The organism is Streptomyces sp. NPDC005925 (assembly GCF_040638805.1).
Classification (GTDB): domain Bacteria; phylum Actinomycetota; class Actinomycetes; order Streptomycetales; family Streptomycetaceae; genus Streptomyces.
This window is the reverse complement of sequence record NZ_JBEXVL010000029.1, coordinates 46942-70645: the sequence shown is the minus strand read 5'-3', so window position 1 is coordinate 70645 and position 23704 is coordinate 46942. Positions and strand designations below refer to the sequence as shown.

Below are 23704 nucleotides of genomic sequence, written 5' to 3'. Positions count from 1 at the left end.
GGGCAGGTGTGGGGACGGCTGGAGCGGTCATGCAGACCGGCCCAGCCCTCGGCCCGGAAACGGGCCACCCATCGGTGCGCGCACTGCCGCGAGACACCCAGCTCCTTGGCCACATGGGCCACCGGACGCCGGTCGTCAACGACACGGCGCACCAGGAGACATCTGCCGTGAAAGGTCAGCCGGGCATTAGCGTGGGCCATCAAGACCTCCGGTTGTGGTGAAGACAGGCATCTCCACTACGCCCGGAGGTCTCTTCCTGATCAACTAGCGACGCGAGTTACCAACCTCATGGCCGAGTACACCTAGGGTGTGCGCCGCTCGCCGTCTCACTACTGGCTGACGAACGACCCTTGCCCCAGCACAGTGCGCAACTTGCCCTCCGCGCGGAGGGCGGCCACAGCCTTTTGCACGGTTGACGCTGCTACGTCGAACTCGGCGGCGAGGTCCACCACGGCGGGGAAACGCTCACCCGATGCGTACGTACCGGACTCGATGCGCCGACGCAGTTCGTCGGCCACCTGCGGCCACACGGGCTTCCCACGATCAAGATCCATGCCCTCAGCGTGCGCGGTTTTCCGCATTCGAGCGACCGCGCATGCGCGAATGCGCGTATGCTGGCTCACGAAACCAGAACGGCCCGACCCGGGGAGCGACACCTCCCCGAACCGGGCCTGAGCCGACTGACAAGGAGTCGACCTGTGCGAAACCTTATCGCCGCCCTGCGCGCCCGGTTCCCGGCGTCCCGCGGCACCCGCCCCGGCGGACCCCACCCCGTGCCCACCCCGCCCGCCGCTGCCATCCCGTCGCCCGCGCCACGGTCTTCGCGTCGGGTCACCGACGCGATCCCCGCCGACGCCGTCCCCGTCGTCCGCCCCTACGTCGTCCACTGGGAGCGGCACTGCGAGCGGCGGATGCAGCAGGAGCGTCGCGTCGCCGCCGTTCTCGCCACCTTCGGTGCCGACTACCCGTACGGCCCTCAGGGGTGTGCCGCATGACCTGGGAGAATCGTGGACCGCGTCCCCTGGGGTACGACTCCGCCACCGGCAAACCGGCGTACGTCGTGGTCGAACCGGGCGGGAGGCTGGACATGGCCGCCGACCTGTTCGCGCTGGAATCGGCCACCGTGTGGCACGCGCTCGCGAGTGAGATGGTCCTCGGTCCGCCGCTGACCGCCGACGAGGCGAACTTCGTGCTGGCGTGCGTCGTGGGGCACCTCGGCGAGGTGCTGCCCCTTGCCGCGCGGGCCGTCGAGAACCATCGCGCGACGGGCCTTCCGCCCCGGCGGGGGAGGTACTCGGACACCGTCCGCTGACGGGTCCGTCCGGAGGTCCCCGCCCCGCTCGGCGCCGGGCGGGGTCCTCGGCGCCCCGCCCCACGGCTTGCCGTGAGCACTTCGCGGTGGCCGATGCCGGGGCAAAGCGCCCCGAATCCTCGCCCCCGCCCTCCGTAACCCCCGGCCCCCTGGGCGCCTCCACCCCCCGAACCCTAGGCTTGCGGCCGTAAACCGGGCGTTCGGCACCGGTCGGGCAGCACATTGGGGGAGACGAGGGCATGGCTCAAACACGACGTCGGCTGAGGTCGAGCACGGTGATACTCGGCGGTATGGGAGTCGTCGCGGCGGCCCTGACCTCCTGCGGGTCGGAACCCGACCGCCGGTGCGTGGACCGCGACAGCTACGACCCCTACGGGGGCTACCGGATCATCGACGACAAGTACTGCGAGTCCGGCGGCGGCTCCTCCGGCGGCTCCTCCGGCGGCACCTCCTACTCCAACTCCTCCTGGTACTACGGCGGACGCTCCAGCGGCCGGTCCGGCAGTGACGGCACCTTCAGCCACAGCGATGCCGTGGACCGCGGCGGCCTCGGCTGCTCGGCCTCCGGCTCCGGCGGCGGCTGAGCGGACCGGCCCGACATGGAACGCCGCACCATCGAGCCCCGCCCCGGCTGGCAGCAGACCGTCGAGGAACAGGGTCTGATCTACCCGCTCACCCGCTACCCCGACGACACCCTGCGCCCCTACTGGGACGAGAGCGCGTACTACGTCTTCACCCTCGACGAGGTCGAGGCGCTGGAGGAGGTCGTCGAGGAACTGCACCGCATGTGCCTCGCCGCCGCGGCCCACATCGTCGCCGAGGACCGCTTCGCCGACCTCGGCATCCACGACCCCCGCGTCGTCCGCGCCGTCAGTGAGGCCTGGCGGCGGCGTGCCGAACTGCCCTCCGTCTACGGCCGTTTCGACCTGCGCTACGACGGCACCGGGCCCGCCAAGCTGCTCGAGTACAACGCCGACACCCCCACCTCCCTCGTGGAGGCCGCCTCCCCGCAGTGGTTCTGGATGGAGGAGCGCTTTCCCGGCGCCGACCAGTGGAACTCGCTCCACGAGCGGCTGGTCGACGCCTGGCGGAAGCAGGCCCCCCTGCTCCCGCCCGGCAGTCCGCTCTACTTCGCGCACTCCACCGCCGACGAACTCGGCGAGGACCTGATGACGGTCGTCTACCTCAAGGAGACCGCCGAGCAGGCCGGGCTCGACACCGCCTGGATATCCGTGGAGGACATCGGCTGGGACCGCATCTCCCGCCGCTTCGTCGACAACCGGCTCTGCTTCGTCCGCAGCTGCTTCAAGCTCTACCCGTGGGAGTGGCTCACCACCGACCGCTTCGCCGGCCACGTCCTCGACACCCTCGACAACGGCGGCGGCACCGGCAGCACCCTGTGGATCGAACCCGCCTGGAAGATGCTCCTCAGCAACAAGGCCCTGCTGGCCGTTCTCTGGGAGCTCTACCCCGGCCATCCCCACCTCCTCCCCGCCTACCTCGACGGGCCCCGCGAACTCGCCCGCACCACCGGCTACGTCGCCAAGCCCCTCCTCGGGCGGGAGGGCGCCGGCGTCACGCTCCACCCGGCAGGCGCCGAACCCGTCGTACGCGACGAACCCTGCTGCTACCAGGAACTCGCGCCCCTGCCCTCCTTCGACGGCGACGGCAACCACGTCGTCCTCGGCACCTGGGTCGTCGAGGACGAGGCCGCCGGCCTCGGCATCCGCGAGTCCTCCGGCCTCGTCACCGACGAGTGGGCCCGCTTCCTCCCGCACGTCATCCTCTAGACCCCCCGCGCCCGGCGGCGCGACCGGCCCGCCCGGATGGCGGACGCCCCGGCCGCCCCGCACCCCCCTCCCGGTACGCTGGCCGCGGGCCGTGACTGGCGTGCTGGGATGGGACCGACCATCGGGAAGCGGCCCCGGAAGCCCCGGTGACGAGATCGCCGGGCGACCGAGCCGACGAGCTAGTGCCGTGCGCCTGGGCCAACCGTGAACCGTGACCGCCGCAACGCATCGCATCGCCACGCCATCGGAGGCCGACATGCCCGACCAGCAGCCCCTTTCCCCCGAGTCCACCGCCTACCGCGCCGCACTCGAGGTGATCCGCGCCGTCGAGCCGCGCGTCGCCGACGCCATCGGCCAGGAGGTCGCCGACCAGCGCGAGATGCTCAAGCTGATCGCCTCCGAGAACTACGCCTCCCCGGCCACCCTCCTGACCATGGGCAACTGGTTCAGCGACAAGTACGCCGAGGGCACCGTGGGCCGCCGCTTCTACGCCGGCTGCCGCAACGTCGACACCGTCGAGGCCCTCGCCGCCGAGCACGCCCGCGAGCTGTTCGGCGCCCGCCACGCCTACGTCCAGCCGCACTCCGGCATCGACGCCAACCTCGTCGCCTTCTGGGCCGTCCTCGGCGCCCGCGTCGAGGTGCCCTTCCTGGCGAAGGCCGGCGTCCGGCAGATCAACGACCTCACCGACGCCGACTGGGCCGAACTGCGGCAGGCCTTCGGCAACCAGCGCATGCTCGGCATGTCCCTCGACGCCGGCGGCCACCTCACCCACGGCTTCCGCCCGAACATCTCCGGCAAGATGTTCGACCAGCGCTCCTACGGCACCGACCCGGCCACCGGCCTCATCGACTACGACGCCCTGCGCGCCCAGGCCCGCGACTTCAAGCCGCTGATCATCGTCGCCGGGTACTCCGCCTACCCGCGCCTGGTGAACTTCCGCGTCATGCGGGAGATCGCCGACGAGGTGGGCGCCACGCTCATGGTCGACATGGCGCACTTCGCGGGTCTGGTGGCCGGCAAGGTCCTGACCGGCGACTTCGACCCCGTCCCGCACGCCCAGATCGTCACCACCACCACCCACAAGTCCCTGCGCGGCCCGCGCGGCGGCATGGTGCTGTGCGACGACTCCCTCAAGGACCAGGTCGACCGCGGCTGCCCGATGGTCCTCGGCGGCCCCCTCCCGCACGTCATGGCCGCCAAGGCGGTCGCCCTCGCCGAGGCGCGGCAGCCCGCCTTCCAGGACTACGCCCGGCGGATCGTGGAGAACTCCCGTGCGCTGGCCGAGGGCCTGACACGGCGCGGCGCCACCCTCGTCACCGGCGGCACCGACAACCACCTCAACCTGATCGACGTCGCCTCCTCCTACGGCCTCACCGGGCGCCAGGCCGAGGCCGCCCTGCTCGACTCGGGCATCGTCACCAACCGCAACGCCATCCCCGCCGACCCGAACGGCGCCTGGTACACCTCCGGCATCCGCATCGGCACCCCCGCGCTCACCACGCGCGGCCTGGGCACCGCCGAGATGGACGAGGTGGCGGGCCTGATCGACCGCGTCCTGACGACGACGGAGGCCGGCACCACCAAGTCCGGCGCCCCGTCGAAGGCCGCCCACATCCTCGACCCGAAGGTCGCGGAAGAGATCGCCGGGCGCGCGACCGACCTGGTGGCGGGCTTCCCGCTGTACCCGGAGATCGACCTCGGCTGACCGGACGCGGGACGGTACGAAGGAGACGGGGGGCCGCCCGCCGGCGACCGGCGGGCGGCCTCCCACCCTCCGGGACCCCCGCGCCAAACCTCCCCCCGAACCACCCCGGCGGCTCTGAGACAATGGTGGGCATGGCGACTGACCGACCTCGCGTGCTCTCCGGAATCCAGCCCACCGCAGGCTCGTTCCACCTCGGCAACTACCTCGGCGCCGTCCGCCAGTGGGTGGCGCTGCAGGAGACCCACGACGCGTTCTACATGGTCGTCGACCTGCACGCGATCACCGTTCCGCAGGACCCCGAGGACCTGCGGGCCAACACCCGGCTGGCCGCCGCCCAGCTCCTCGCGGCCGGACTCGACCCCGAGCGGTGCACGCTCTTCGTGCAGAGCCACGTGCCCGAGCACGCCCAGCTCGCCTGGGTCATGAACTGCCTCACCGGCTTCGGCGAGGCCTCCCGCATGACCCAGTTCAAGGACAAGTCCGTCAGGCACGGCGCCGACCGGGCGAGCGTCGGCCTGTTCACGTACCCGGTCCTCCAGGTCGCGGACATCCTGCTCTACCAGGCGAACGAGGTCCCGGTCGGTGAGGACCAGCGCCAGCACGTCGAGCTGACCCGCGACCTCGCCGAGCGCTTCAACGGCCGCTTCGGCGAGACCTTCATCCTCCCCAAGGCGTACATCCTGAAGGAGACCGCGAAGATCTACGACCTTCAGGACCCGTCGGTCAAGATGAGCAAGTCGGCGTCCACGCCGAAGGGCGTCATCAGCCTGCTCGACGAGCCGAAGGCCACCGCGAAGAAGGTCAGGAGCGCGGTCACCGACACCGGCACCGTCATCCGCTACGACGTGGCGGAGAAGCCCGGCGTCAGCAACCTCCTCACCATCCACTCCACGCTCACCGGCGCGACCGTCGCCGAACTGGAGCAGAGGTACGAGGGCAAAGGCTACGGCGCGCTGAAGACGGACCTCGCCGAGATCATGACCGAGTTCGTCACGCCGTTCCGCGAGCGCACCCAGCAGTACCTGGACGACCCGGAGACCCTGGACTCGATCCTGGCCAAGGGCGCGGAGAAGGCCCGCGCCGTCGCCGCCGAGACCCTCGCCCAGGCGTACGACAGGGTCGGATTCCTGCCCGCCAAGCACTGAGCGCGCACACCCCGGCACACGCCTGCACCACCGGACAGCGCTGCACATCACGTCGGTTGCGCCTGCCCGCGGCGCGGTCGTGGCCGTACAGTCGATAACCGGGGCACCGCAGGGCGCCGAACGGGGCGTCGCAGGGGTGGCCGCTTCCGCCAGCACGAGTCGACGCGAGTACGACACGAGGACGACAGGAGACGACGTGGGGACCGTAACGATCGGTGTGTCGATCGCGGTCCCGGAGCCCCACGGCAGCGAGCTCCAGCAGCTGCGCGCGGGCTTCGGTGACGCCGCGGCTCACGGTATCCCCACGCACGTCACCCTGCTGCCGCCGACGGAGGTCGACAGCGCCCGCCTCCCCGCGATCGAGGCGCACCTGGGCGAGGTCGCGGCGTCCGGCCGGCCCTTCCCGATGCGGCTGTCCGGGACCGGCACCTTCCGGCCGCTGTCCCCGGTGGTGTTCGTGCGGGTCGTGGAGGGCGCCGAGGCGTGCGCCTGGCTGCAGAAGCAGGTCCGGGACGCCTCCGGGCCCGTCGCCCGCGAGCTGCAGTTCCCGTACCACCCCCACGTCACCGTCGCGCACGGCATCGACGAGGCCGCCATGGACCGGGCCCACGAGGAGCTCGCCGGCTACGCGGCCCAGTGGCCCTGCACCGGCTTCGCGCTCTACGAGCAGGGCGCCGACGGCGTGTGGCGCAAGCTCCGCGAGTTCACCTTCGGCGGCACGGTGGTGCCCCCGCAGGCCGGCCACGTCGAGCACGGCCCTCTGCCGGCCCACTGAGCCGCCCCGTCGAGCCCTCGGGCCCGGTGAGCCGACCCGTTGAGCCGCCCGCCAGACGCAGCCGCTCCGGCCCGCCGAGCCGACCCGGCCGGGCAGCGGCTCTCGCTACATCGGCAGGCGGCGGAACAGCGACCGCGGCAGGTGGCGTACCGCCGCCATCACCGGGCGCAGCGCCCCCGGCACCCACACCGTCTCCGAGCGGCGCCGCAGACCCAGCTCGATGGCGGTGGCGACCGCCTCCGGGGTCGTCGCGAGCGGCGCCTCGGGCAGGCCGGCGGTCATCCGCGAGCGTACGAACCCGGGCCGTACGACCATGACGTGCACGCCCGTGCCGTACAGCGCGTCGCCCAGGCCCTGCGTGAAGGCGTCCAGGCCGGCCTTGCTGGAGCCGTAGATGAAGTTCGCGCGCCGGGCCCGCTCGCCCGCGACCGACGACAGCACGACCAGGGAACCGTGACCCTGCGCCTGGAGGGCGCCCGCGCACACCAGGCCCGCCGACACGGCGCCCGTGTAGTTGGTCTGCGCGACCCGCACCGCGTTCACCGGCTGCCGCTCGTCGCGTGCCTGGTCGCCGAGGACACCGAAGGCGAGCAGCACCATGTCGATGTCGTCCTCGGCGAAGACCTTGCCGAGCACCGCCTCGTGCGACCCGGGGTCGAGCGCGTCGAACGCGACCGTCCGCACCTGGGCGCCGAGGCTCCGCAGGTGCGCGGCGGCCTCGTCCAGGGCGGGCGTGGGGCGGCCCGCCAGCCAGACGGTGCGGGTGCGGCGGGCGATCAGACGGCGGGCCGTGGCCAGTGCGATCCCGGACGTACCGCCGAGGACGAGCAGGGACTGGGGGAGACCGAAGGCGTCCTTCACGGGGAGCTCCTGGTGGTTGAGGCCCGAAGGGCGGGCCCGGAGGCCGACCCGGCGGCCGGGCCTAGAGGTTGAGGCGGCGGGACAGGTCCGAGGCGAAGACCCCGTCCGGGTCGAGTTCCGCGCGCAGCGCCCGGAACCCGGGCAGCCGCGGATACATCACGTCGAGCAGGTCGGGCCGCAGCCGGGCGTCCTTGGCGAGGTACACGCGCCCGCCCGCACCCGCCACCTCCTCGTCCAGTTCGTCGAGGAAGGCGGCGAGGCCGGGCAGTCCGGCCGGCAGGTCCATGGCCAGGGTCCAGCCGGGCAGGGGGAACGACAGCCAGCCGGGGTCGGCCTCCCCGAACCGTTTGAGGACGGCGAGGAAGGACGGGCAGCGGCGCTCGGAGATGCGGCGCACGACGCGGCGCAGGGTGTCCTCGCGGCCGTGACCGACGACGAACTGGTACTGCACGAAGCCGCCGCGGCCGTAGACCCGGTTCCAGTGCGGCACTCCGTCCAGCGGGTGGAAGAACGTCGAGATGCGCTGCAGTTCGCCCGCGCGGGCGCGGGGCGCCCTGCGGTACCAGAGCTCGTTGAACAGGCCCACCGTGGTCCGGCCGAGCAGGCCCTCCGGCACGAAGGCGGGGGCGGCCGGGAAGCGTGAGGTGCGGAAGGCGAGCGGGGCACGGCGTGCGCGGGCCGTGCGCGGCAGCGCGTCCAGCGCGGCCGACGGCGCGTGGTCGCCGCGCGTGAGGACCGCCCGGCCGGTCGCCGCGCCGCGCGCCAGCAGGTCGATCCAGGCGACCGAGTAGCGGTGGCGGTGGTCGCCGGCCGTGAGGCGGGCCATCAGGTCGTCCAGGTCGGTGGCGCGCTCGGTGTCGACGCTCATGAGCGCCGTCTCGACCGGCTGGAGCCGCACCGTGGCGGTGAGGATCACGCCGGTGAGGCCCATGCCGCCGGCCGTCGCGTCGAACAGGGGCGTGCCGGGCGTCACCGTGCGGATCCCGCCGTCGGCGGTGAGCAGCTCGAAGGACAGCACGTGCCGCGCGAACGAGCCCGACACGTGGTGGTTCTTGCCGTGGATGTCGGCGCCGATCGCGCCGCCGACCGTCACATAGCGCGTGCCGGGGGTGACGGGCACGAACCAGCCGAGCGGCAGCAGCACCTCCATCAGCCGGTGCAGGGACACGCCCGCGTCGCACAGCACGGTGCCGCCGTCGGCGTCGATGGCGTGGACGCGGTCCAGGCCCGTCATGTCGAGCACGGCGCCGCCCGCGTTCTGCGCCGCGTCGCCGTACGCCCGCCCCAGGCCCCGGGGGATGGCGCCGCGCGACCCGGGAGCCCCGCACGCCCGGACCGCCGTCACGGCCTCCTGGTATGTGCCGGGACGCACCAGACGGGCGGCGGTGGGCGCGGTACGGCCCCAGCCCGTGAGGGCGACGGTGGTGTCGGCGGACATGTCGGTGACCGTATCGTCGAGACGGGGGCGATTGATCCACTGACGCCCACTCTCTGCTGGAAATGGGTGATTAATGGTATGTCGCTCAATATTGCCGGTCTTCCGGCGGTGGCGGCAGGAACAGTGCTCCCATGGACGATCTCCGCAGCGCACTCCGCAGCGCACTCCGCAGCGGACTCCGTGACTGGGACCGGCGGGCCGTCGCGGCGCTTCACGCGCGTGGCGCGAACCCCACGCTGGCCGCCGCCGCCCGGGCGCTGTCCCGGGCGGGCGAGCACGGCGCGCTGTGGCTGACGGCGGGCCTGCTGGGCGCCGCCGTGGACCGGCCGCGCCGGTCCGCCTGGCTGCGCGGCGCCGCCCTCACCGCGGGCGCCCACCTGGCCGGCATGGCCGTGAAGAGAGCCGTACGCCGTCCCCGTCCCGGCCACGTCGAGCCCCTGGTGCGCACCGCCGGCCGGTATTCCTTCCCCAGCGCGCACGCCACCTCCGCGACAGCCGCGGCCGTCTCCTACGGAGCGCTCGGCACGCTCGGCGTGTGCACCGTGCCGCCGCTCGCCGCCGCGATGTGCCTGTCCCGGCTGGTCGTCGGCGTGCACTACGTCACCGACGTCGCGGCCGGCGCCGCCCTCGGGGCGCTCACGGCGCGGGCCGGGGCGCGTTGGATGCACGGCCCGGACGGCCGTGCGGCGGACGGGGGGCGTGGACGCCGTGGCTGATCCCGCCCGTACGACGGGCCCCGCAGGCTCGGCGGGCCCCGCGGAACCCGCCTCCGGGAAGCCGCGCGCCCGGCAGCCGCACGACGCCCCTGCCCTCCACAGGAGCGGCGGCCTCCTGCGGGGCCTCCTGCGGACGGCTCGCCCCAAGCAGTGGGTCAAGAACGTCCTCGTCGTCGCCGCCCCCGCCGCGTCCGGGGAACTGTTCACGGCCCAGGCACTGCCCCGGGTCACCCTCGTCTTCGTCCTCTTCACCACCTGCGCCGCCGGCGTCTACCTGGTCAACGACGCCCGCGACGCCGAGGCCGACCGCGCCCACCCCGTCAAACGGCACCGCCCCGTCGCCGCCGGACAGGTCCCCGTACCCGTCGCGTACGCCGTCGGCGGCGCCCTGGCCGTCCTCGCGCCCGTGGCCGCCGCCCGGCTGAGCAATCCCGCGGTGGCCGCCCTGCTGACCGCCTACCTCGCCATGCAACTGGCCTACTGCATCGGCCTGAAGCAGGTCCTCGTGGTCGACCTCGTCGTCGTCACGGCCGGCTTCCTGATGCGGGCCGTCGCCGGCGGGCTCGCCCTCGGCATTCCCCTCTCGCGCTGGTTCCTGATCACGACCGGCTTCGGGGCGCTGTTCATGGTGTCGGCCAAGCGCTACTCCGAAGCCGTGCAGATGGCCGGGAAAGCGGGCGCCACGCGCGCGTTGCTCACCGAGTACACCACCGGCTACCTGCGTTTCGTGTGGCAGCTCGCGGCCGGGGTAGCCGTCCTCGGCTACTGCCTGTGGGCCCTGGAGGAGGGCGGCGTCCCGCACACCAGCGTGCTGCCCTGGCGGCAGCTGTCCGTGATCGCTTTCGTCCTCGCCGTCCTCAGGTACGCCGTCTTCGCCGACCGCGGCACCGCGGGCGAACCCGAGGACGTCGTCCTCCACGACCGCGCGCTCGCCGTCATCGGCCTGGGATGGGCGGCGATGTACGCGCTGGCCGTGGCCAACTGGTGAGCCGCCCGCGGGTCGTGGGGGACCGGTGAGCCGCCCGCCGGACGGCCGCACCGGACCCGGCCCACGGGTGAGCCGCCCGCCGGTGGGCCGCCGCCGCGAGCTGCTCGGCTTCGCCACCGCAGGACTCCTCGCGTACGCCACCGACCTGGCCCTCTTCACCTGTCTGCGCGGCCCCGCCGGACTCGGTCCGCTCTCCGCCAAGGCACTGTCCTTCGTGGCCGGCTGCACGGTCGCCTACCTGGGCAACGCGCTCGGCACCTACCGCCGGATCAGGCCGCGCGGGCTGCGCCCGTACGCCGTGTTCTTCGCGGTGAACGTCGCCGGTGCGCTCGTCCAGCTGCTGTGCCTCGCCGTCAGCCACTACCTGCTCGGGTTCACCTCGCAGCGCGCCGACACCATCTCCGGGGCCGGCGTCGGCATGGTCCTGGCGACCGTCCTGCGGTTCTGGGGCACCCGTACCTGGGTGTTCCGGACCGCGTGACGGCGCGTCGCGGCGCCGTCCGGGGGGCAGAAGCAGGTCATGGACTGGCTGAAAAGGCTCCCGGTCGTCGGACCGCTCGCCGACCGGGCGGCACACACGCACGCGTGGCGGTCGTTCGAGCGGCTGGACCGCGTGAAGTGGGCACGGCTGGCCGCGGCGATGACGTTCACCAGCTTCGTCGCCCTCTTCCCGCTGCTGACCGTGGCCGCCTCGATCGCCGCCGCCACCCTCGGCGGCGACCGGCAGAACACCCTCCAGGACAAGCTCGCCGAGCAGGTGCCCGGCATCTCCGATCAGCTGGACATCGACGGTCTGGTGGAGAACGCCGGCACCGTCGGCCTCATCGCCGCCGCCGCGCTGCTGTTCACCGGCATCGGCTGGGCCGGCTCCACACGCGAGTGCCTGCGCGACGTGTGGGAGCTGCCCGAGGAGGAGGAGAACCCGGTCCGGCGCGTGCTGAAGGACGCGGGCATCCTCGTCGGGCTCGGCGGCGCCGTCCTCGTCACCATCGGCGCCTCCACCGTCGCCTCCGCGATGGTCGGCCGGCTCGTCCGCCTCCTCGGCATCGAGGAGGGCGGCCTCGGAAGCGTCCTGCTGTACGTCGCCGCGTTCGCCGTGGCCGTCCTCGCCGACTTCCTGCTCCTGCTGTACGTGCTGACCCTGCTGCCCGGGGTCGAACCGCCGCGCCGCCGCCTGCTCGTGGCGGCCCTGACTGGCGCGGTCGGCTTCGAACTGCTCAAACTGCTGCTGAGCGGCTACCTGCAGGGCGTGGCCGCCAAGAGCATGTACGGCGCCTTCGGCGTGCCCGTCGCCCTGCTGCTGTGGATCAACTTCACGGCGAAGCTCGTCCTGTTCTGCGCGGCCTGGACCGCCACGGGCCACGAAGAGGAGTCGGAAGGCGCTCCGGGTGTCAGGGGCGCGTCCGGCGACGGACCAGATCCGGCAGCGGCCAGCGCCGGTTGACCAGGAACGCCGCGCCCGCGAGCAGCACCAGCACCCCGCCGGTGATGCCCAGCGCCGTGCCGATGCCGCCGGAGCCGCTCTGCGAGGCGTGCGCCACCGGCTTGGTGCCCGCTGCGCCCTCGCCCGAGGAACTGGCGCCCGGCTCGGGGCTGGCCTGCGCGGACTTCGGCGGCACCAGCTCACCCACCGGCCGCACCTTGCCGGCCGCCTTGAAGCCCCAGTCGAACAGGTGGGCGGTCTCCCTGTAGACCTGGTTGTGGTCGTTGTTCTCCGGGTGCATGACCGTCACCAGCAGCACCTTGCCGCCCTGCTCGGCCACGCCCGTGAAGGTCGCGCCCGCGTTGGTGGTGTTGCCGTTCTTGACGCCCGCGATGCCCGTGTACTGGTCGATGTCGTAGTCGCCGGACAGCAGCCGGTTGGTGTTCTGGATCTCGAAGGTCCCCCGGGTGTTCTTGCCCTTCTTGCCCTTCCGTGTCTCGCCGGGGAACTTCGCCCGCAGCGTCGAGCAGTACTCCCGGAAGTCCTTCTTCTGCAGCCCCGACCGGGCGATCAGCGTCAGGTCGTAGGCGGACGACACCTGCCCGTGCTCGTCGTAACCGTCCGGGGAGACCACGTCCGTGTCGAGGGCCTGGAGCTCGTCTGCGTGCTCGTTCATCTCCCGGACGGTCTTCCCGACGCCGCCGTTCATGGCGGACAGCACGTGCACGGCGTCGTTGCCGGACCGCAGGAACACCCCGAGCCACAGGTCGTGGACGGTGTAGGTCTCGTTCTCCTTTATCCCGACGAGGCTGGAACCGATACCCATGCCGGCCAGGTCGGACGGAACCACCCTGTGCTTCCGCGTCTTCGGGAACTTCGGCAGCAGCGTGTCCGCGAACAGCATCTTCAGCGTGCTCGCCGGGGCCAGCCGCCAGTGCGCGTTGTGCGCGGCCAGCACCTCGCCGGACTCGGCGTCGGCGACGATCCACGACCGGGCGGACAGGCCCTTGGGCAGCACCGGGACATCACCGGCCAGGTTCACCTGCGTACCGGACCGCGCGAGCCGGGCGCCGCCCACCTGCGACATGGTCGCCGGGGGGCCGGCCGACCTGCTCGCCTTCGGGGACGGTTTCGGCGCCGCCGACACGGCGGGCGCGGTCAGCGCGGTGGACACGACGACGGCGGAAGCGATCAGCAACGACCGGCTGATGCTCTTTTTAGGTGCGGGCACGACCGAGAACGTACATGCACCTGCCAGCGATGTCCCGCTTGGCTCCCCACCCCGGCGCCGGAACCAGTCACTCGGCGGAGATACTGGACGTATGAAGCTCAGCCGCCCCGTCTCCTGGTTCCTGCTCGCCTTCGGGGTCTGGAGCTGGGTCATCTGGGTCACTTTCGTCAAGAATCTCGTCAAGGACAGCAGCGGGCTCGCGTTCGACGACGGGGACCCGACCGGGTACTTCTGGGTCCACCTGCTGCTCGCCGTCGCGTCTTTCGTATGGGGGACGGCCGTCGGGGTCATTGGGTTGCGCGGACTGCGCGCACTGCGCCGCGCCTCTTAGCGGCTGAGGGGACACAGGACCGTGGTCATCGTCTTCGCGCTCGTCGCGCTGCTGGTGCTGGGCGTCGTCGTGGCGGCCAACTGGTACGTGTGGCGGCGGCTGTTCCGCGACACGACCCGCGGCCCCGGCCCGGTCCGCCGGGCAGGCGCGGCGGTCGTCGCGGGCGGCTGGGCACTCGCGGTCGCGGCCCTCGTCGCCGAGCGTGCCGGCGCCCCCTTCTGGCTCCAGCGGGTGCTGGCCTGGCCGGGCTTCCTGTGGCTGGCCCTGTCGGTCTACCTGCTGCTCGGCGTGCTGGCGGGCGAGCTCGTACGGCCGCTGCTGCGCGGGTTCCTGCGGCGGCGCGCGTCGGCCGCCGCGCCGGACGGCCGCGCGCAGGCCCCGGTCCCGGCGGGGGCGGGCACCCCGGGCCCAGCCACGCGACCCTCCGATGACCCCGTCCCCGGCCCCGGGACGCCGTCCGAGGGCTCCCGTCCCCTCGCGGCGCCCTCCCGGCGTCTCTTCGTCTCCCGGGTGGTCGGCGCCGCCGCGGCGGCCGCGGCCGTCGGGACCGTGGGGTACGGCACCTACGGCGTGCTGCGCGGCCCGAGGGTGAAGCGGGTGACCGTCCCGCTGGCCAGGCTGCCGCGCGCGGCGCACGGCTACCGCATCGCGGTGGTCAGCGACATCCACCTCGGTCCGGTGCTCGGCCGGAGCTTCGCGCAGCGGGTGGTCGACACCGTCAACGCCACGCAGCCCGACCTGATCGCCGTGGTCGGCGACCTGGTGGACGGCTCGGTCGAGGACCTCCGCCCGGCCGCCGCCCCCCTCGCCCAGCTGCGGGCCCGGCACGGCGCGTACTTCGTCACGGGCAACCACGAGTACTTCTCCGGCGCCGAACAGTGGGTCGAGGAGGTACGGCGGCTCGGCCTGCTGCCGCTGGAGAACGCCCGCCGCGCGCTGGCGCACTTCGACCTGGCCGGCGTGAACGACGTCAACGGCGAGGACGAGGGCCGGGGCCCCGACTTCGCGAAGGCCCTCGGCGACCGCGACCCGGCCCGTGCGTGCGTGCTGATGGCCCACCAGCCGGTGCAGATCCACCGGGCCGTCGAGTACGGCGTCGACCTCCAGCTGTCGGGCCACACCCACGGCGGCCAGCTCTGGCCCGGCAACTTCATCGCCTCCGCCGCCAACCCGACCCTCGCGGGCCTGGAGCGCTACGGCGACACCCAGCTGTACGTCAGCCGGGGCGCGGGCGCCTGGGGCCCGCCCACCCGCGTGGGCGCCCCCTCGGACATCACGGTGATCGAACTGGCCTCACGCCAGGCCTGAGACACCGCTACGGCTTCCTGCCGGGGTCGGGCAGCGCCTTCGTCATCCCCGGCAGGAAGTCCCTGAACAGCTCGTGCACGTCCCGCACCAGCGGACGCAGCACCCGGAAACGGGCCAGTGAGATGCCCCGCGCGGTGAGCCGGGCACCCCGGTCGGCCAGCCGGTAGCTGCGCTCGCGGCCCTCGGTCCGGTCGAAGATCCAGTACAGCACGAGCCCCATCTGGGACAGCCACATCAACTCGGGCAGGACGTCCCGCAGTTCGTCCGGCACCTTGGTCTTCGCCCCGGCAAGCACCTCGCGGTGGATGCCGATGACCTCCTCGCGCGCGTGCTGCGACTCCGGGGAGAACGGGCTGAGCGGGCTGTCCGGGTCGGCGGCGTTCTTGAAGAACTGCACCGCGAACTCGTGGTACGGCGTGGCGATGTCCAGCCACGCCCGCAGCACGCCCGCGAGCCTCGCCTCCAGGTCGGTCTCCCGGTCCAGGACCTCCCGCACGGCCACCTGGTGGTCGGCGGCGATCCGGTCGTAGAAGCCCTGGATCAGGTGTTCCTTGCCCGCGAAGTAGTAGTAGGCGTTGCCGGTGGAGACCCCGGCCTCCTGGGCGATGGCCCGCATCGTGGTCCGGTCGTAGCCGCGTTCCTGGAACAGCCGCATGGCCGTCTGCAGGATCAGGGCGCGGGTCTGCTCGGACTTGCTGGGCGGGGCGGCCCCGTCGGGTCCTTCGTTCTTCGCGGGCACGGGAACAGAGCCTAACGTCACGGGGAGGGGGCCCGTCGCGGGCCGCAGGTACCGGAACCGCAGGCCGGCGGGGCGTACGTCCAGCCATGACCGGGGCCGTACACCCAGCCGTCGGACCGCCGGGGGATTGGCCCGTCCCCCTGTCCGGCGCGGCCCCGCCTGCCGCCCCACTGCCCGTCGCGCCACCGGGCGGCGGCCAGTACCGCGCCCCTGGCGAACTTCGCGCCCGTCGGGGTGCTCAGCCGGTGGGAGAGCGGGCGGTGCTCGCGCAGCGCCCACAGGGTCACGATCCAGGCGGCGGCGCCCCGGTAGACCTGGCCGGTGTCGCCCACGACGGTGATCTCGTCGAGGGTGGCCCGGTGGTCCAGGCCCGGGAAGCGCCGCCGGGCCTGCCCGGACCCGGCCGGCACGAGCTCCAGCGGCACCAGCTGCGGCTGCCGGACCAGCCAGTCCCGCAGGTACGCGCACAGGGAGCACTCGGCGTCGTACAGCACGGTGAGCCCGCGGACCGGGACGCGCGCGGCGCCCCGGTCCGTCCCGGCCGGCGCGGCGGGCGGGTCCCCTGCGGCCCGCCCGGCGACGCCCGGCCCTTCGGTGGCCGGCACGCCGGTCACGCTCCCGCGGCCGGGGCGACCCAGTCCTGCGGCGCGACCGGCGGCACCTGCTCCCGCTCCATGACCCCGCGCCGCCGGATGCGGTTCAGGACGTACACGTTGACCAGGTGCATGACGCCGAGCACCAGCAGGACCACGCCGACCTTGGCCGACAGGGCCTCGAAGACGCCGCGGGCGTCGATGACGGTGTCGTCGTCGCTCAGGTAGAGCGCGACGAAGCCGAGGTTGACCAGGTAGAAGCCGACCACCAGCAGGTGGTTCACGGCGTCCGCGAGCTTCTCGTTGCCCCGCAGTACGTCCGCGAGGAAGACCCGCCCGTGGTGACTGAGCGTCCGGGCCACCCAGATGGTCAGCGCGACGCTGACCACGAGGTAGATGACATAGGCGACGACCGTACGGTCCATTGCCCCCACCCTCTCTTGAACACGTTCAAAAACGCTGTCGAGATGACTGTAGACCTGTTTTTGAACGTGTTCAACCAAGTGGCGTGTGGGCTGCGTTACGGCCGCCGTCCGAGTTCCGGACGCCGTGAGTAGTCCGTGAAACCAACGACGTTCCCCCACGGGTCGGCGATCTCGACGGTCCAGCCGGTGGAGGTGGACAGCGGCTCGTCGAGCGGTGTGATGCCCGCCTCGCGCACCGCGCGGCCGGCCGCAAGGGCGTCGGGCACCTCCAGCCACACGCGCGTGGCGGGCCACGGCGGCGGGCGGTGCCCGAACTCCTCCTCGGCGCGCAGCAGCAGCCCGGGTGTCTCGCCGCCCACCCCGAGCAGCGCGATCCCGGCCTCGTCGAACCGGTAGGCCACCGGGAACCCGGCGCGCTCGTAGAACTCCACGGCCTGGCCGAGATCCCCGACGGGCAGCAGCACATTGTCGAACCCGAGCAGTTCGTACGACTCCTCATCTGACATTCAGTCAGAATAGGTCAGTAGTCACTCAAAACTGTGGATTGTCGGCTTACCGGGTGATTCCCGGCCACGCGTACGACGTCGGGCGGGAGACGGGAACGCCGGGGCGGGTGTGCAAAAGCCCGGGGCCCCGCCTGCGAGAACAGGCGGGGCCCCGGGCCGCGGGGTGTCGAAGACGTCAGAAGCGGCGCGTGATCAGCGCCCGCTTCACCTCGGCGATGGCCTTCGTGACCTCGATTCCGCGCGGACAGGCGTCCGTGCAGTTGAAGGTCGTACGGCAGCGCCACACGCCGTCGCGGTCGTTGAGGATCTCCAGGCGCTGCTCGCCCGCCTCGTCACGCGAGTCGAAGATGAAGCGGTGCGCGTTGACGATGGCCGCCGGGCCGAAGTACTGCCCGTCGTTCCAGAACACCGGGCACGAGGACGTGCAGGCGGCGCACAGGATGCACTTCGTCGTGTCGTCGAAGCGCTCGCGGTCCTCGGCGGTCTGCAGCCGCTCGCGCGTCGGCTCGTTGGTGTCCTTCGTGACCAGGAAGGGCATCACGTCCCGGTACGCCTGGAAGAACGGCTCCATGTCGACCACGAGGTCCTTCAGGACCGTCAGGCCCTTTATGGGCTCGACCGTGATCGGCTTCTCCGGACTGATGTCCTTGATCAGCGTCTTGCAGGCCAGGCGGTTCTTGCCGTTGATCCGCATGGCGTCCGAGCCGCAGATGCCGTGGGCGCAGGAACGGCGGAAGGTCAGCGACCCGTCCAGCTCCCACTTGATCTTGTGGAGACCGTCGAGGACGCGCTCCTTGGGGTCGATCTCCAGCTGGAAGTCTTCCCAGGTCGACTCCGCCGAGACCTCCGGGTTGAACCGGCGGACCCGGAAGGTGACGGTGATGTACGGGGAGTCCGCGGACGCGGAGCCCGGGGTCTCGGCCTTGTCCAGGACAGGGGTTGCCATCAGTACTTACGCTCCATCGGCTGGTAGCGGGTCTGGACGACCGGCTTGTAGTCGAGTCGGACGGTCTCGGTGCCGTCGTCGCCCACCTCGCGGTACGCCATGGTGTGGCGCATGAAGTTGACGTCGTCGCGGTTCGGGTAGTCCTCGCGGTAGTGGCCGCCGCGGGACTCCTTGCGGGCCAGCGCGGAAATGGCCATGACCTCGGCGAGGTCGAGCAGGTTGCCCAGCTCGACGGCCTCCAGCAGGTCGGTGTTGAACCGCTTGCCCTTGTCCTGGATCGCCACGTTCTTGTACCGCTCGCGCAGCTCGGCGATCTTCTCGACCGCCGTCTTGATGGTCTGCTCGGTGCGGAACACCATGACGTTGGCGTCCATGACCTCCTGCAGTTCGCGGCGCAGCGTGGCCACCCGCTCGCTGCCGGTGGAACTGCGCAGCCGCTCGATCTGCGCCACGACCAGGGACTCGGGGTCCTCGGGCAGCTCCGCGAAGTCCGCGGTCTGCGCGTACTCGGCGGCGGCGATGCCCGCCCGCTTGCCGAACACGTTGATGTCCAGCAGCGAGTTGGTGCCGAGCCGGTTGGCGCCGTGCACGGACACGCAGGCGACCTCACCGGCGGCGTACAGGCCCGGCACGACCGTGGTGTTGTCCGCGAGGACCTCACCCTGGACGTTGGTCGGGATGCCGCCCATCGCGTAGTGCGCGGTGGGCTGGATCGGGATGGGGTCCGTGTACGGCTCGATACCGAGGTACGTGCGGGCGAACTCCGTGATGTCGGGCAGCTTGGCGTCGAGCTGCTCCGGCGGGAGGTGAGTGAGGTCCAGGAAGACGTGGTCGCCCTCGGGACCGCAGCCGCGGCCCTCACGGATCTCGGTGTAGATGGACCGCGACACCACGTCGCGCGAGGCGAGGTCCTTCATGACCGGCGCGTACTTCTCCATGAAGCGCTCGCCGTCCTTGTTGCGCAGGATGCCGCCCTCACCGCGGGCGCCCTCCGTCAGCAGGATGCCCATGCGCCAGATGCCGGTCGGGTGGAACTGGAAGAACTCCATGTCCTCCAGCGGGATGCCCCGCCGGTACACGGCCGCCTGGCCGTCACCGGTCAGCGTGTGCGCGTTGGACGTCACCTTGAAGAACTTGCCGGTGCCGCCGGACGCGTAGATCACGGACTTCGCGCGGAAGACGTGGATCTCGCCGGTCGCCAGCTCGTACGCCACGACACCGGCCGAGCGCCTGACGCCGTCGACCTCGGTGATCAGCTGGTCCAGGACGTAGAACTCGTTGAAGAACTCCACGCCCTCCTTGACGCAGTTCTGGTACAGCGTCTGGAGGATCATGTGGCCGGTGCGGTCCGCGGCGTAGCAGGACCGGCGGACCGGGGCCTCGCCGTGGTTGCGGGAGTGGCCGCCGAAGCGGCGCTGGTCGATGGTGCCGTCCGGGGTGCGGTTGAACGGCAGGCCCATCTTCTCCAGGTCGAGGACGGAGTCGATGGCCTCCTTCGCCAGGATCTCGGCGGCGTCCTGGTCGACCAGGTAGTCACCGCCCTTGACCGTGTCGAAGGTGTGCCACTCCCAGTTGTCCTCCTCCACGTTGGCGAGCGCGGCGGCCATGCCGCCCTGCGCGGCGCCCGTGTGGGAGCGGGTCGGGTAGAGCTTGGTCAGCACGGCGGTGCGGCTGCGCTTCGTGGACTCGATGGCCGCGCGCATGCCCGCGCCACCGGCGCCGACGATGACGGTGTCGTACTTGTGGATCTTCATGATTCTCGCAGCCCCGTGCCTAGCGGATGTTCGGGTCGAAGGTGAAGATCACCAGCGTGCCCAGCAGGATGGTGAACACCGTGGCGGTGTAGAGCAGGCCCTTGAGCCACACCCTGGTGTTCGCGCGCTCCGCGTAGTCGTTGATGACCGTACGCAGGCCGTTCGTGCCGTGCAGCATCGCGAGCCAGAGCATCGCCAGGTCCCAGACCTGCCAGAACGGCGACGCCCAGCGGCCGGCGACGAACGCGAAGCCGATCTTCGACACGCCGCCGTCCAGCACGAGCTGGATCAGCAGGTGGCCGATGACCAGGACGACGAGCACGACGCCGGACAGCCGCATGAACAGCCAGCCGTAGAGCTCGAAGTTGCCCCGCGTGGACTTCGGGGTCTTCTTGGTGCGCTTGCGCGGGGCCTCGATGAGGGGCGCGGGGTTGTCGACGCTGTAGAGGGAGGCGCCCTCCACGGGGCCGACACCGGCGACAGTGGTTTCGGTGGACATCGGCGTCAGCTCCCGAAGAGTTCACGAGCGGCGTGGCCGAGGACGGGGTAGATCGCCCCGAGCATCAGCACGACCCACAGGCCGACGACGGACCACAGCATCTGCTTCTGGTAGCGCGGGCCCTTGGACCAGAAGTCGACGGCGATGACACGCAGACCGTTGAGCGCGTGGAAGAGGACGGCGGCGACGAGGCCGTATTCCAGCAGCGCGACGATCGGCGTCTTGTACGTGGCCACGACCTTGTCGTAGGCCTCGGGGGAGACGCGGACGAGTGAGGTGTCCAGGACGTGGACGAACAGGAAGAAGAAGATGAGGACGCCGGTGACTCGGTGAGCCACCCAGGACCACATTCCTTCCCGGCCGCGGTACAGCGTTCCAGCCGGCACGGAAGTTTCCTCCGGGAGCGGGGATTGGGGCCGCGCCGGCTTCTCTGTCGGTCGGGCCAGGCCGGGTACGGTCCACCGGCCCCCAGCATCGTAGCGATGCGCCGCCGCCGGGCTCAGCCGGGGTCGGGCGGTGTGATCAAAGTGGCACGCGATCGGGGTACCGGCCGCGGCTTTGACGGTGGCTCGTCCGGTTATGGGCCGGGTGGGGTGCCGTCGTGGCATCCCGCGCGGTTCCCCGCGCCCTCGGCTGCGTCCCGCAAGCGTTTCCCGGCCAGTCTGCGAAGCTGGTCGGCCGCCACGACCCGCTCCTCCTCCGGATCGTTCGTCAGACGTGACCGGATGCCTTCCAGGACACGGTCCGGTATTTCGCCGACGGGCGTGTCGCCGAGGTAGATGACGAACGCGTGTCCGAATCTGGCCTCGTAGGCGGCGTGGGCGGCGCTGAGGGCGGTGTGTGCGGCGGAGTAGGTGCCGGCGGGCAGCGCGGGCAGGGGCTCGGCGGCCAGGGCCCGGGTGAGGTCCGCCGGGTCCAGGTCGTACGCCGCCTCGTCGGCGGCGGCGAGCAGGGCGTCCAGGTCGGGGTACGGGCGGTGCGCCGCGACGCGCTCGGCCCAGCGGGGGCTCGTGAGGCAGGTGAGCAGGGCGCGGCGCGCGGTGGCGGCCGGCGCCGTGTTGAAGCGCCCCAGTGGGGAAGAGGTGCCGCACGGGGGGGCCGGTGGGGCGACACGGCCGGAGAGGTGCGGGAGACGGTGCGCGGGCAGCGTGGGTCCTCGTGGGCGTTGCGTGTGTGTCGGCAGGGGAAGATGTGTGCGATGTGCGGCCACGTTACCCATGAGGGTCACAGCGTGTCCGACGGATGCCCGGATTTCACCCGGTCGGGAGAGTTTGAGAACGTGCGAGGGACAGTTCCGTGCTTACGGTGGGCGCGATGAGCCAGCACAGGCGCCGGGCACCGGCGCGAACAGTGGAGCGACGGCGGGTCGCGGCGGCAGCGGTCGCCGGAGTCCTCGCCGTGGCCGGTCTGGGCGTCGGCCTCTGGGCGGCCTCCGGCGACGACGGCGATCCGGGGGACCGGTCCGCGGGCGCCGCCGCGACCGGGCCGGCCGAGCCCACCCCCGGCCCCACGCGCTCCTACCCGCTGTCCAAGGCACCCCGGACCATCCCCGCGGTGCGCGACCACACCCCGGCGCGCGGCCCCGGCTGGCGCCCCGAGCGGGGCAACCGCGTGGTCGTCGCCGACGCCGACCTGGCCGACGAGGGCCGGCTCGTCGCCTCCGAGCTGGGGATGAGCTACGCGGGTGAGAAGGACGACGTGCGGGCCGGGGACCTGCGGCTCGCGCTCAACGGCGACGAGGGCGCGAACCCGGAGTCGTACACCATGACCGTGCGCGGCGGGCGGGTCACCGTCAGCGGGCCCGACGACGCGGGCGTCTTCTACGGCACGCGCACCCTGAAGCAGGAGGTGCACGACGGCGGGACGGCACCGGAGGGCGTCGTGCGGGACGAGCCGGCGAAGCCGCGGCGCGGGTTCATGCTGGACATCGCGCGCAAGCACTTCGCCGCGGACTGGATCGAGGACCGGGTCCGCGAGCTCGGCGACCTCAAGTTCAACGAACTCGGGCTGCACTTCTCCGACGACCAGTCCTTCCGCATCGAGTCCGACAGCCACCCCGAGATCGTGTCCGGGGACCACCTCACCAAGGCGCAGGTGAAGAAGATCGTCGCCCTCGCCACCGAGCGGCACATCACGGTCGTACCGGAGATCGACTCACCCGGCCACCTCGGCGCGGTCATCGCCGCCCACCCCGGCCTCCAGCTGCGGAATGTGAACGGCGTGCCGACCAGGGGCGCCCTCGACATCTCCAAGAGCGGGGCCGCGGACATCGTCGACGACCTGCTGAACGAGTACGCGGGGCTGTTCCCCGGCAACCAGTGGCACCTCGGCGCCGACGAGTACCTGGCGCTGACCGCGTCCGACCCGGAGTCGGCCTACCCGCAGCTCGCCGCCGCCGCGCGCGAGGCCCACGGGTCCGGCGGAACCGTCGCCGACCTCGCGACCGACTGGCTCAACGACCGCGCCGGCACCGTCCGCACCCACGACCGCACGCCCCGCGCCTGGAACGACGGCTTCTTCGCCGGCACGTCCGTGAAGGCCGACGAGAACCTCCAGGTCGCCTACTGGACGGGCAAGGAGATCGGCGCCCGGCAGCCCGTCGAGTACCTGAGCGCGGGCCGCAAGGTCCTCAACTACAACGACGAGTACCTGTACTACGTCCTCGGCGAACCGCAGACCTTCGTCTACCCCACCGGCGAGCGGATCTACCAGCAGTGGACGCCGCGCGTCCTGCGCGGCAGCACCGCCGTCCCCGCCCGCTACGACGACCAGATCCTCGGCGGCAGCCTCGCCGTCTGGTGCGACCTGGCCAACTCCCAGACGCAGGAGCAGGTCGCGTCCGGGATCCGGATGCCCCTGCGGGCGACCGTGCAGAAACTGTGGGACCCGGGCCGGCCCCAACTGTCCTGGGCCGCTTTCAAGTCCCTGGCGGACCGGCTCGGCTGACGGCCCGTCGGCACCCGGCCGGCGGCCCCGCCGCGCCGGGGTGGCCCGAACGGCGGAGTTCCCCCTGCGCCCGACTCCTTGACGTACCCACCGTCGCCCCACGACCCTGTGGCCGAAAACATCTTCCTCCGACCGCCGGCCGGGACCCGCGCCGCGCCGTGTGACTCCTGGGGCGTCGCACGCGGCCGGGGGAAGTGCGGGCTCCTTGCCGACAAGGAGCCCGATGCGAGGGCCGTGGAGGCCGGTGGAGTCCTCGACGGACCCCGCAGA

At 72.1% G+C, this 23704-nt stretch carries 28 protein-coding genes; 14 read left to right on the top strand and 14 right to left on the bottom strand.

What is annotated here, in order from left to right:
- The coding region (locus ABZ354_RS24785) for a leucine zipper domain-containing protein (RefSeq protein ID WP_358660214.1) at positions 1-200 on the bottom strand (200 nt) is incomplete at its 3' end.
- Between the two features lie 129 nt (positions 201-329).
- Positions 330-554 (bottom strand): winged helix-turn-helix domain-containing protein, encoded by a 225-nt coding sequence (locus tag ABZ354_RS24780; RefSeq protein WP_358660213.1) that lies wholly within the window; start codon positions 552-554, stop codon positions 330-332.
- A 144-nt stretch (positions 555-698) separates the two neighbouring features.
- Here ABZ354_RS24780 and ABZ354_RS24775 point away from each other — a divergent pair, with 144 nt between their 5' ends.
- From ABZ354_RS24775 to ABZ354_RS24745, 7 genes are all read left to right on the top strand, one after another.
- Positions 699-995 (top strand): hypothetical protein, encoded by a 297-nt coding sequence (locus ABZ354_RS24775; protein WP_358660211.1) that lies wholly within the window; start codon positions 699-701, stop codon positions 993-995.
- Positions 992-1312, top strand: a complete 321-nt coding sequence (locus tag ABZ354_RS24770) for a hypothetical protein (protein ID WP_358660209.1) — start codon at positions 992-994, stop codon at positions 1310-1312. Before ABZ354_RS24775 ends, ABZ354_RS24770 begins: the two co-directional genes overlap by 4 nt.
- Positions 1313-1551: 239 nt before the next feature.
- Positions 1552-1896: a hypothetical protein gene (locus ABZ354_RS24765; RefSeq protein WP_358660207.1), complete on the top strand. Its 345-nt coding sequence runs from the start codon at positions 1552-1554 to the stop codon at positions 1894-1896.
- Between the two features lie 15 nt (positions 1897-1911).
- A complete protein-coding gene (locus ABZ354_RS24760; protein WP_358660205.1) occupies positions 1912-3102 on the top strand; it encodes a glutathionylspermidine synthase family protein in 1191 nt (396 codons plus the stop codon).
- 256 nt (positions 3103-3358) lie between these two features.
- Positions 3359-4810, top strand: coding sequence for a glycine hydroxymethyltransferase (locus tag ABZ354_RS24755; RefSeq protein WP_358660204.1), 1452 nt, complete (start codon positions 3359-3361; stop codon positions 4808-4810).
- A gap of 131 nt (positions 4811-4941) precedes the next feature.
- Positions 4942-5955, top strand: coding sequence for a tryptophan--tRNA ligase (gene trpS / locus ABZ354_RS24750; RefSeq protein WP_358660202.1), 1014 nt, complete (start codon positions 4942-4944; stop codon positions 5953-5955).
- A 196-nt stretch (positions 5956-6151) separates the two neighbouring features.
- On the top strand, positions 6152-6730 hold the full coding sequence (locus ABZ354_RS24745) for a 2'-5' RNA ligase family protein (RefSeq protein WP_358660200.1): 579 nt from the start codon (positions 6152-6154) through the stop codon (positions 6728-6730).
- Between the two features lie 105 nt (positions 6731-6835).
- On the opposite strand, the gene ABZ354_RS24740 is transcribed toward ABZ354_RS24745, so the two are convergent.
- Entirely contained in the window at positions 6836-7591 is a 756-nt protein-coding gene (locus tag ABZ354_RS24740; protein WP_358660198.1) for a decaprenylphospho-beta-D-erythro-pentofuranosid-2-ulose 2-reductase, read from the bottom strand.
- Positions 7592-7652: 61 nt separating this feature from the next.
- Entirely contained in the window at positions 7653-9029 is a 1377-nt protein-coding gene (locus ABZ354_RS24735; RefSeq protein WP_358660196.1) for an FAD-binding oxidoreductase, read from the bottom strand.
- 131 nt (positions 9030-9160) lie between these two features.
- Here ABZ354_RS24735 and ABZ354_RS24730 point away from each other — a divergent pair, with 131 nt between their 5' ends.
- The 4 genes from ABZ354_RS24730 (at position 9161) to ABZ354_RS24715 (ending at position 12177) form a co-directional block, all read left to right on the top strand.
- Positions 9161-9745, top strand: a complete 585-nt coding sequence (locus ABZ354_RS24730; RefSeq protein ID WP_358660194.1) for a phosphatase PAP2 family protein — start codon at positions 9161-9163, stop codon at positions 9743-9745.
- 115 nt (positions 9746-9860) lie between these two features.
- Entirely contained in the window at positions 9861-10733 is an 873-nt protein-coding gene (locus ABZ354_RS24725) for a decaprenyl-phosphate phosphoribosyltransferase (protein WP_358660226.1), read from the top strand.
- Positions 10734-10800: 67 nt separating this feature from the next.
- Positions 10801-11214 carry a GtrA family protein gene (locus ABZ354_RS24720; protein ID WP_358660192.1) on the top strand — a complete coding sequence of 138 codons (414 nt, stop codon included), beginning with the start codon at positions 10801-10803 and terminating at the stop codon, positions 11212-11214.
- 39 nt (positions 11215-11253) lie between these two features.
- Positions 11254-12177: a YihY/virulence factor BrkB family protein gene (locus ABZ354_RS24715; RefSeq protein ID WP_358660190.1), complete on the top strand. Its 924-nt coding sequence runs from the start codon at positions 11254-11256 to the stop codon at positions 12175-12177.
- Here the strand turns inward: ABZ354_RS24715 and ABZ354_RS24710 are convergent.
- A complete protein-coding gene (locus tag ABZ354_RS24710) occupies positions 12125-13387 on the bottom strand; it encodes a D-alanyl-D-alanine carboxypeptidase (protein WP_358660188.1) in 1263 nt (420 codons plus the stop codon). The genes ABZ354_RS24715 and ABZ354_RS24710 overlap by 53 nt on opposite strands.
- A 91-nt stretch (positions 13388-13478) precedes the next feature.
- Between ABZ354_RS24710 and ABZ354_RS24705 the strand changes: the two genes are divergently transcribed.
- Together ABZ354_RS24705 and ABZ354_RS24700 are read left to right on the top strand one after the other, a co-directional pair.
- Positions 13479-13718 (top strand): hypothetical protein, encoded by a 240-nt coding sequence (locus tag ABZ354_RS24705; RefSeq protein ID WP_358660186.1) that lies wholly within the window; start codon positions 13479-13481, stop codon positions 13716-13718.
- 21 nt (positions 13719-13739) lie between these two features.
- On the top strand, positions 13740-15026 hold the full coding sequence (locus ABZ354_RS24700) for a metallophosphoesterase (RefSeq protein WP_358660185.1): 1287 nt from the start codon (positions 13740-13742) through the stop codon (positions 15024-15026).
- 7 nt (positions 15027-15033) lie between these two features.
- Here the strand turns inward: ABZ354_RS24700 and ABZ354_RS24695 are convergent, their stop codons facing one another.
- The 9 genes from ABZ354_RS24695 to ABZ354_RS24655 form a co-directional block, all read right to left on the bottom strand.
- Positions 15034-15765, bottom strand: coding sequence for a TetR family transcriptional regulator (locus ABZ354_RS24695; RefSeq protein WP_358660183.1), 732 nt, complete (start codon positions 15763-15765; stop codon positions 15034-15036).
- A 17-nt stretch (positions 15766-15782) separates the two neighbouring features.
- A complete protein-coding gene (locus tag ABZ354_RS24690) occupies positions 15783-16259 on the bottom strand; it encodes a DCC1-like thiol-disulfide oxidoreductase family protein (protein ID WP_358660224.1) in 477 nt (158 codons plus the stop codon).
- A 116-nt stretch (positions 16260-16375) separates the two neighbouring features.
- Complete coding sequence (locus ABZ354_RS24685) at positions 16376-16783, bottom strand: hypothetical protein (protein ID WP_358660181.1); 408 nt, start codon at positions 16781-16783, stop codon at positions 16376-16378.
- 95 nt (positions 16784-16878) lie between these two features.
- Entirely contained in the window at positions 16879-17289 is a 411-nt protein-coding gene (locus tag ABZ354_RS24680) for a VOC family protein (protein WP_358660180.1), read from the bottom strand.
- A 175-nt stretch (positions 17290-17464) separates the two neighbouring features.
- The gene (locus tag ABZ354_RS24675; RefSeq protein WP_358660178.1) at positions 17465-18235 is read right to left on the bottom strand and encodes a succinate dehydrogenase iron-sulfur subunit; all 771 of its coding nucleotides are present in this window, start codon (positions 18233-18235) and stop codon (positions 17465-17467) included.
- Positions 18235-19989, bottom strand: coding sequence for a succinate dehydrogenase flavoprotein subunit (gene sdhA, locus ABZ354_RS24670; RefSeq protein ID WP_358660176.1), 1755 nt, complete (start codon positions 19987-19989; stop codon positions 18235-18237). The genes ABZ354_RS24675 and sdhA overlap by 1 nt, the downstream gene beginning before the upstream one ends.
- Before the next feature lie 19 nt (positions 19990-20008).
- The gene (locus tag ABZ354_RS24665; RefSeq protein WP_358660174.1) at positions 20009-20488 is read right to left on the bottom strand and encodes a succinate dehydrogenase hydrophobic membrane anchor subunit; all 480 of its coding nucleotides are present in this window, start codon (positions 20486-20488) and stop codon (positions 20009-20011) included.
- A 5-nt stretch (positions 20489-20493) separates the two neighbouring features.
- Positions 20494-20874, bottom strand: a complete 381-nt coding sequence (gene sdhC / locus ABZ354_RS24660) for a succinate dehydrogenase, cytochrome b556 subunit (RefSeq protein WP_358660172.1) — start codon at positions 20872-20874, stop codon at positions 20494-20496.
- A gap of 191 nt (positions 20875-21065) precedes the next feature.
- On the bottom strand, positions 21066-21698 hold the full coding sequence (locus tag ABZ354_RS24655; protein ID WP_358660170.1) for a 2-oxo-4-hydroxy-4-carboxy-5-ureidoimidazoline decarboxylase: 633 nt from the start codon (positions 21696-21698) through the stop codon (positions 21066-21068).
- 104 nt (positions 21699-21802) lie between these two features.
- Here ABZ354_RS24655 and ABZ354_RS24650 point away from each other — a divergent pair, with 104 nt between their 5' ends.
- Entirely contained in the window at positions 21803-23434 is a 1632-nt protein-coding gene (locus tag ABZ354_RS24650; protein ID WP_358660168.1) for a glycoside hydrolase family 20 protein, read from the top strand.
- Positions 23435-23704 lie beyond the last annotated feature (270 nt).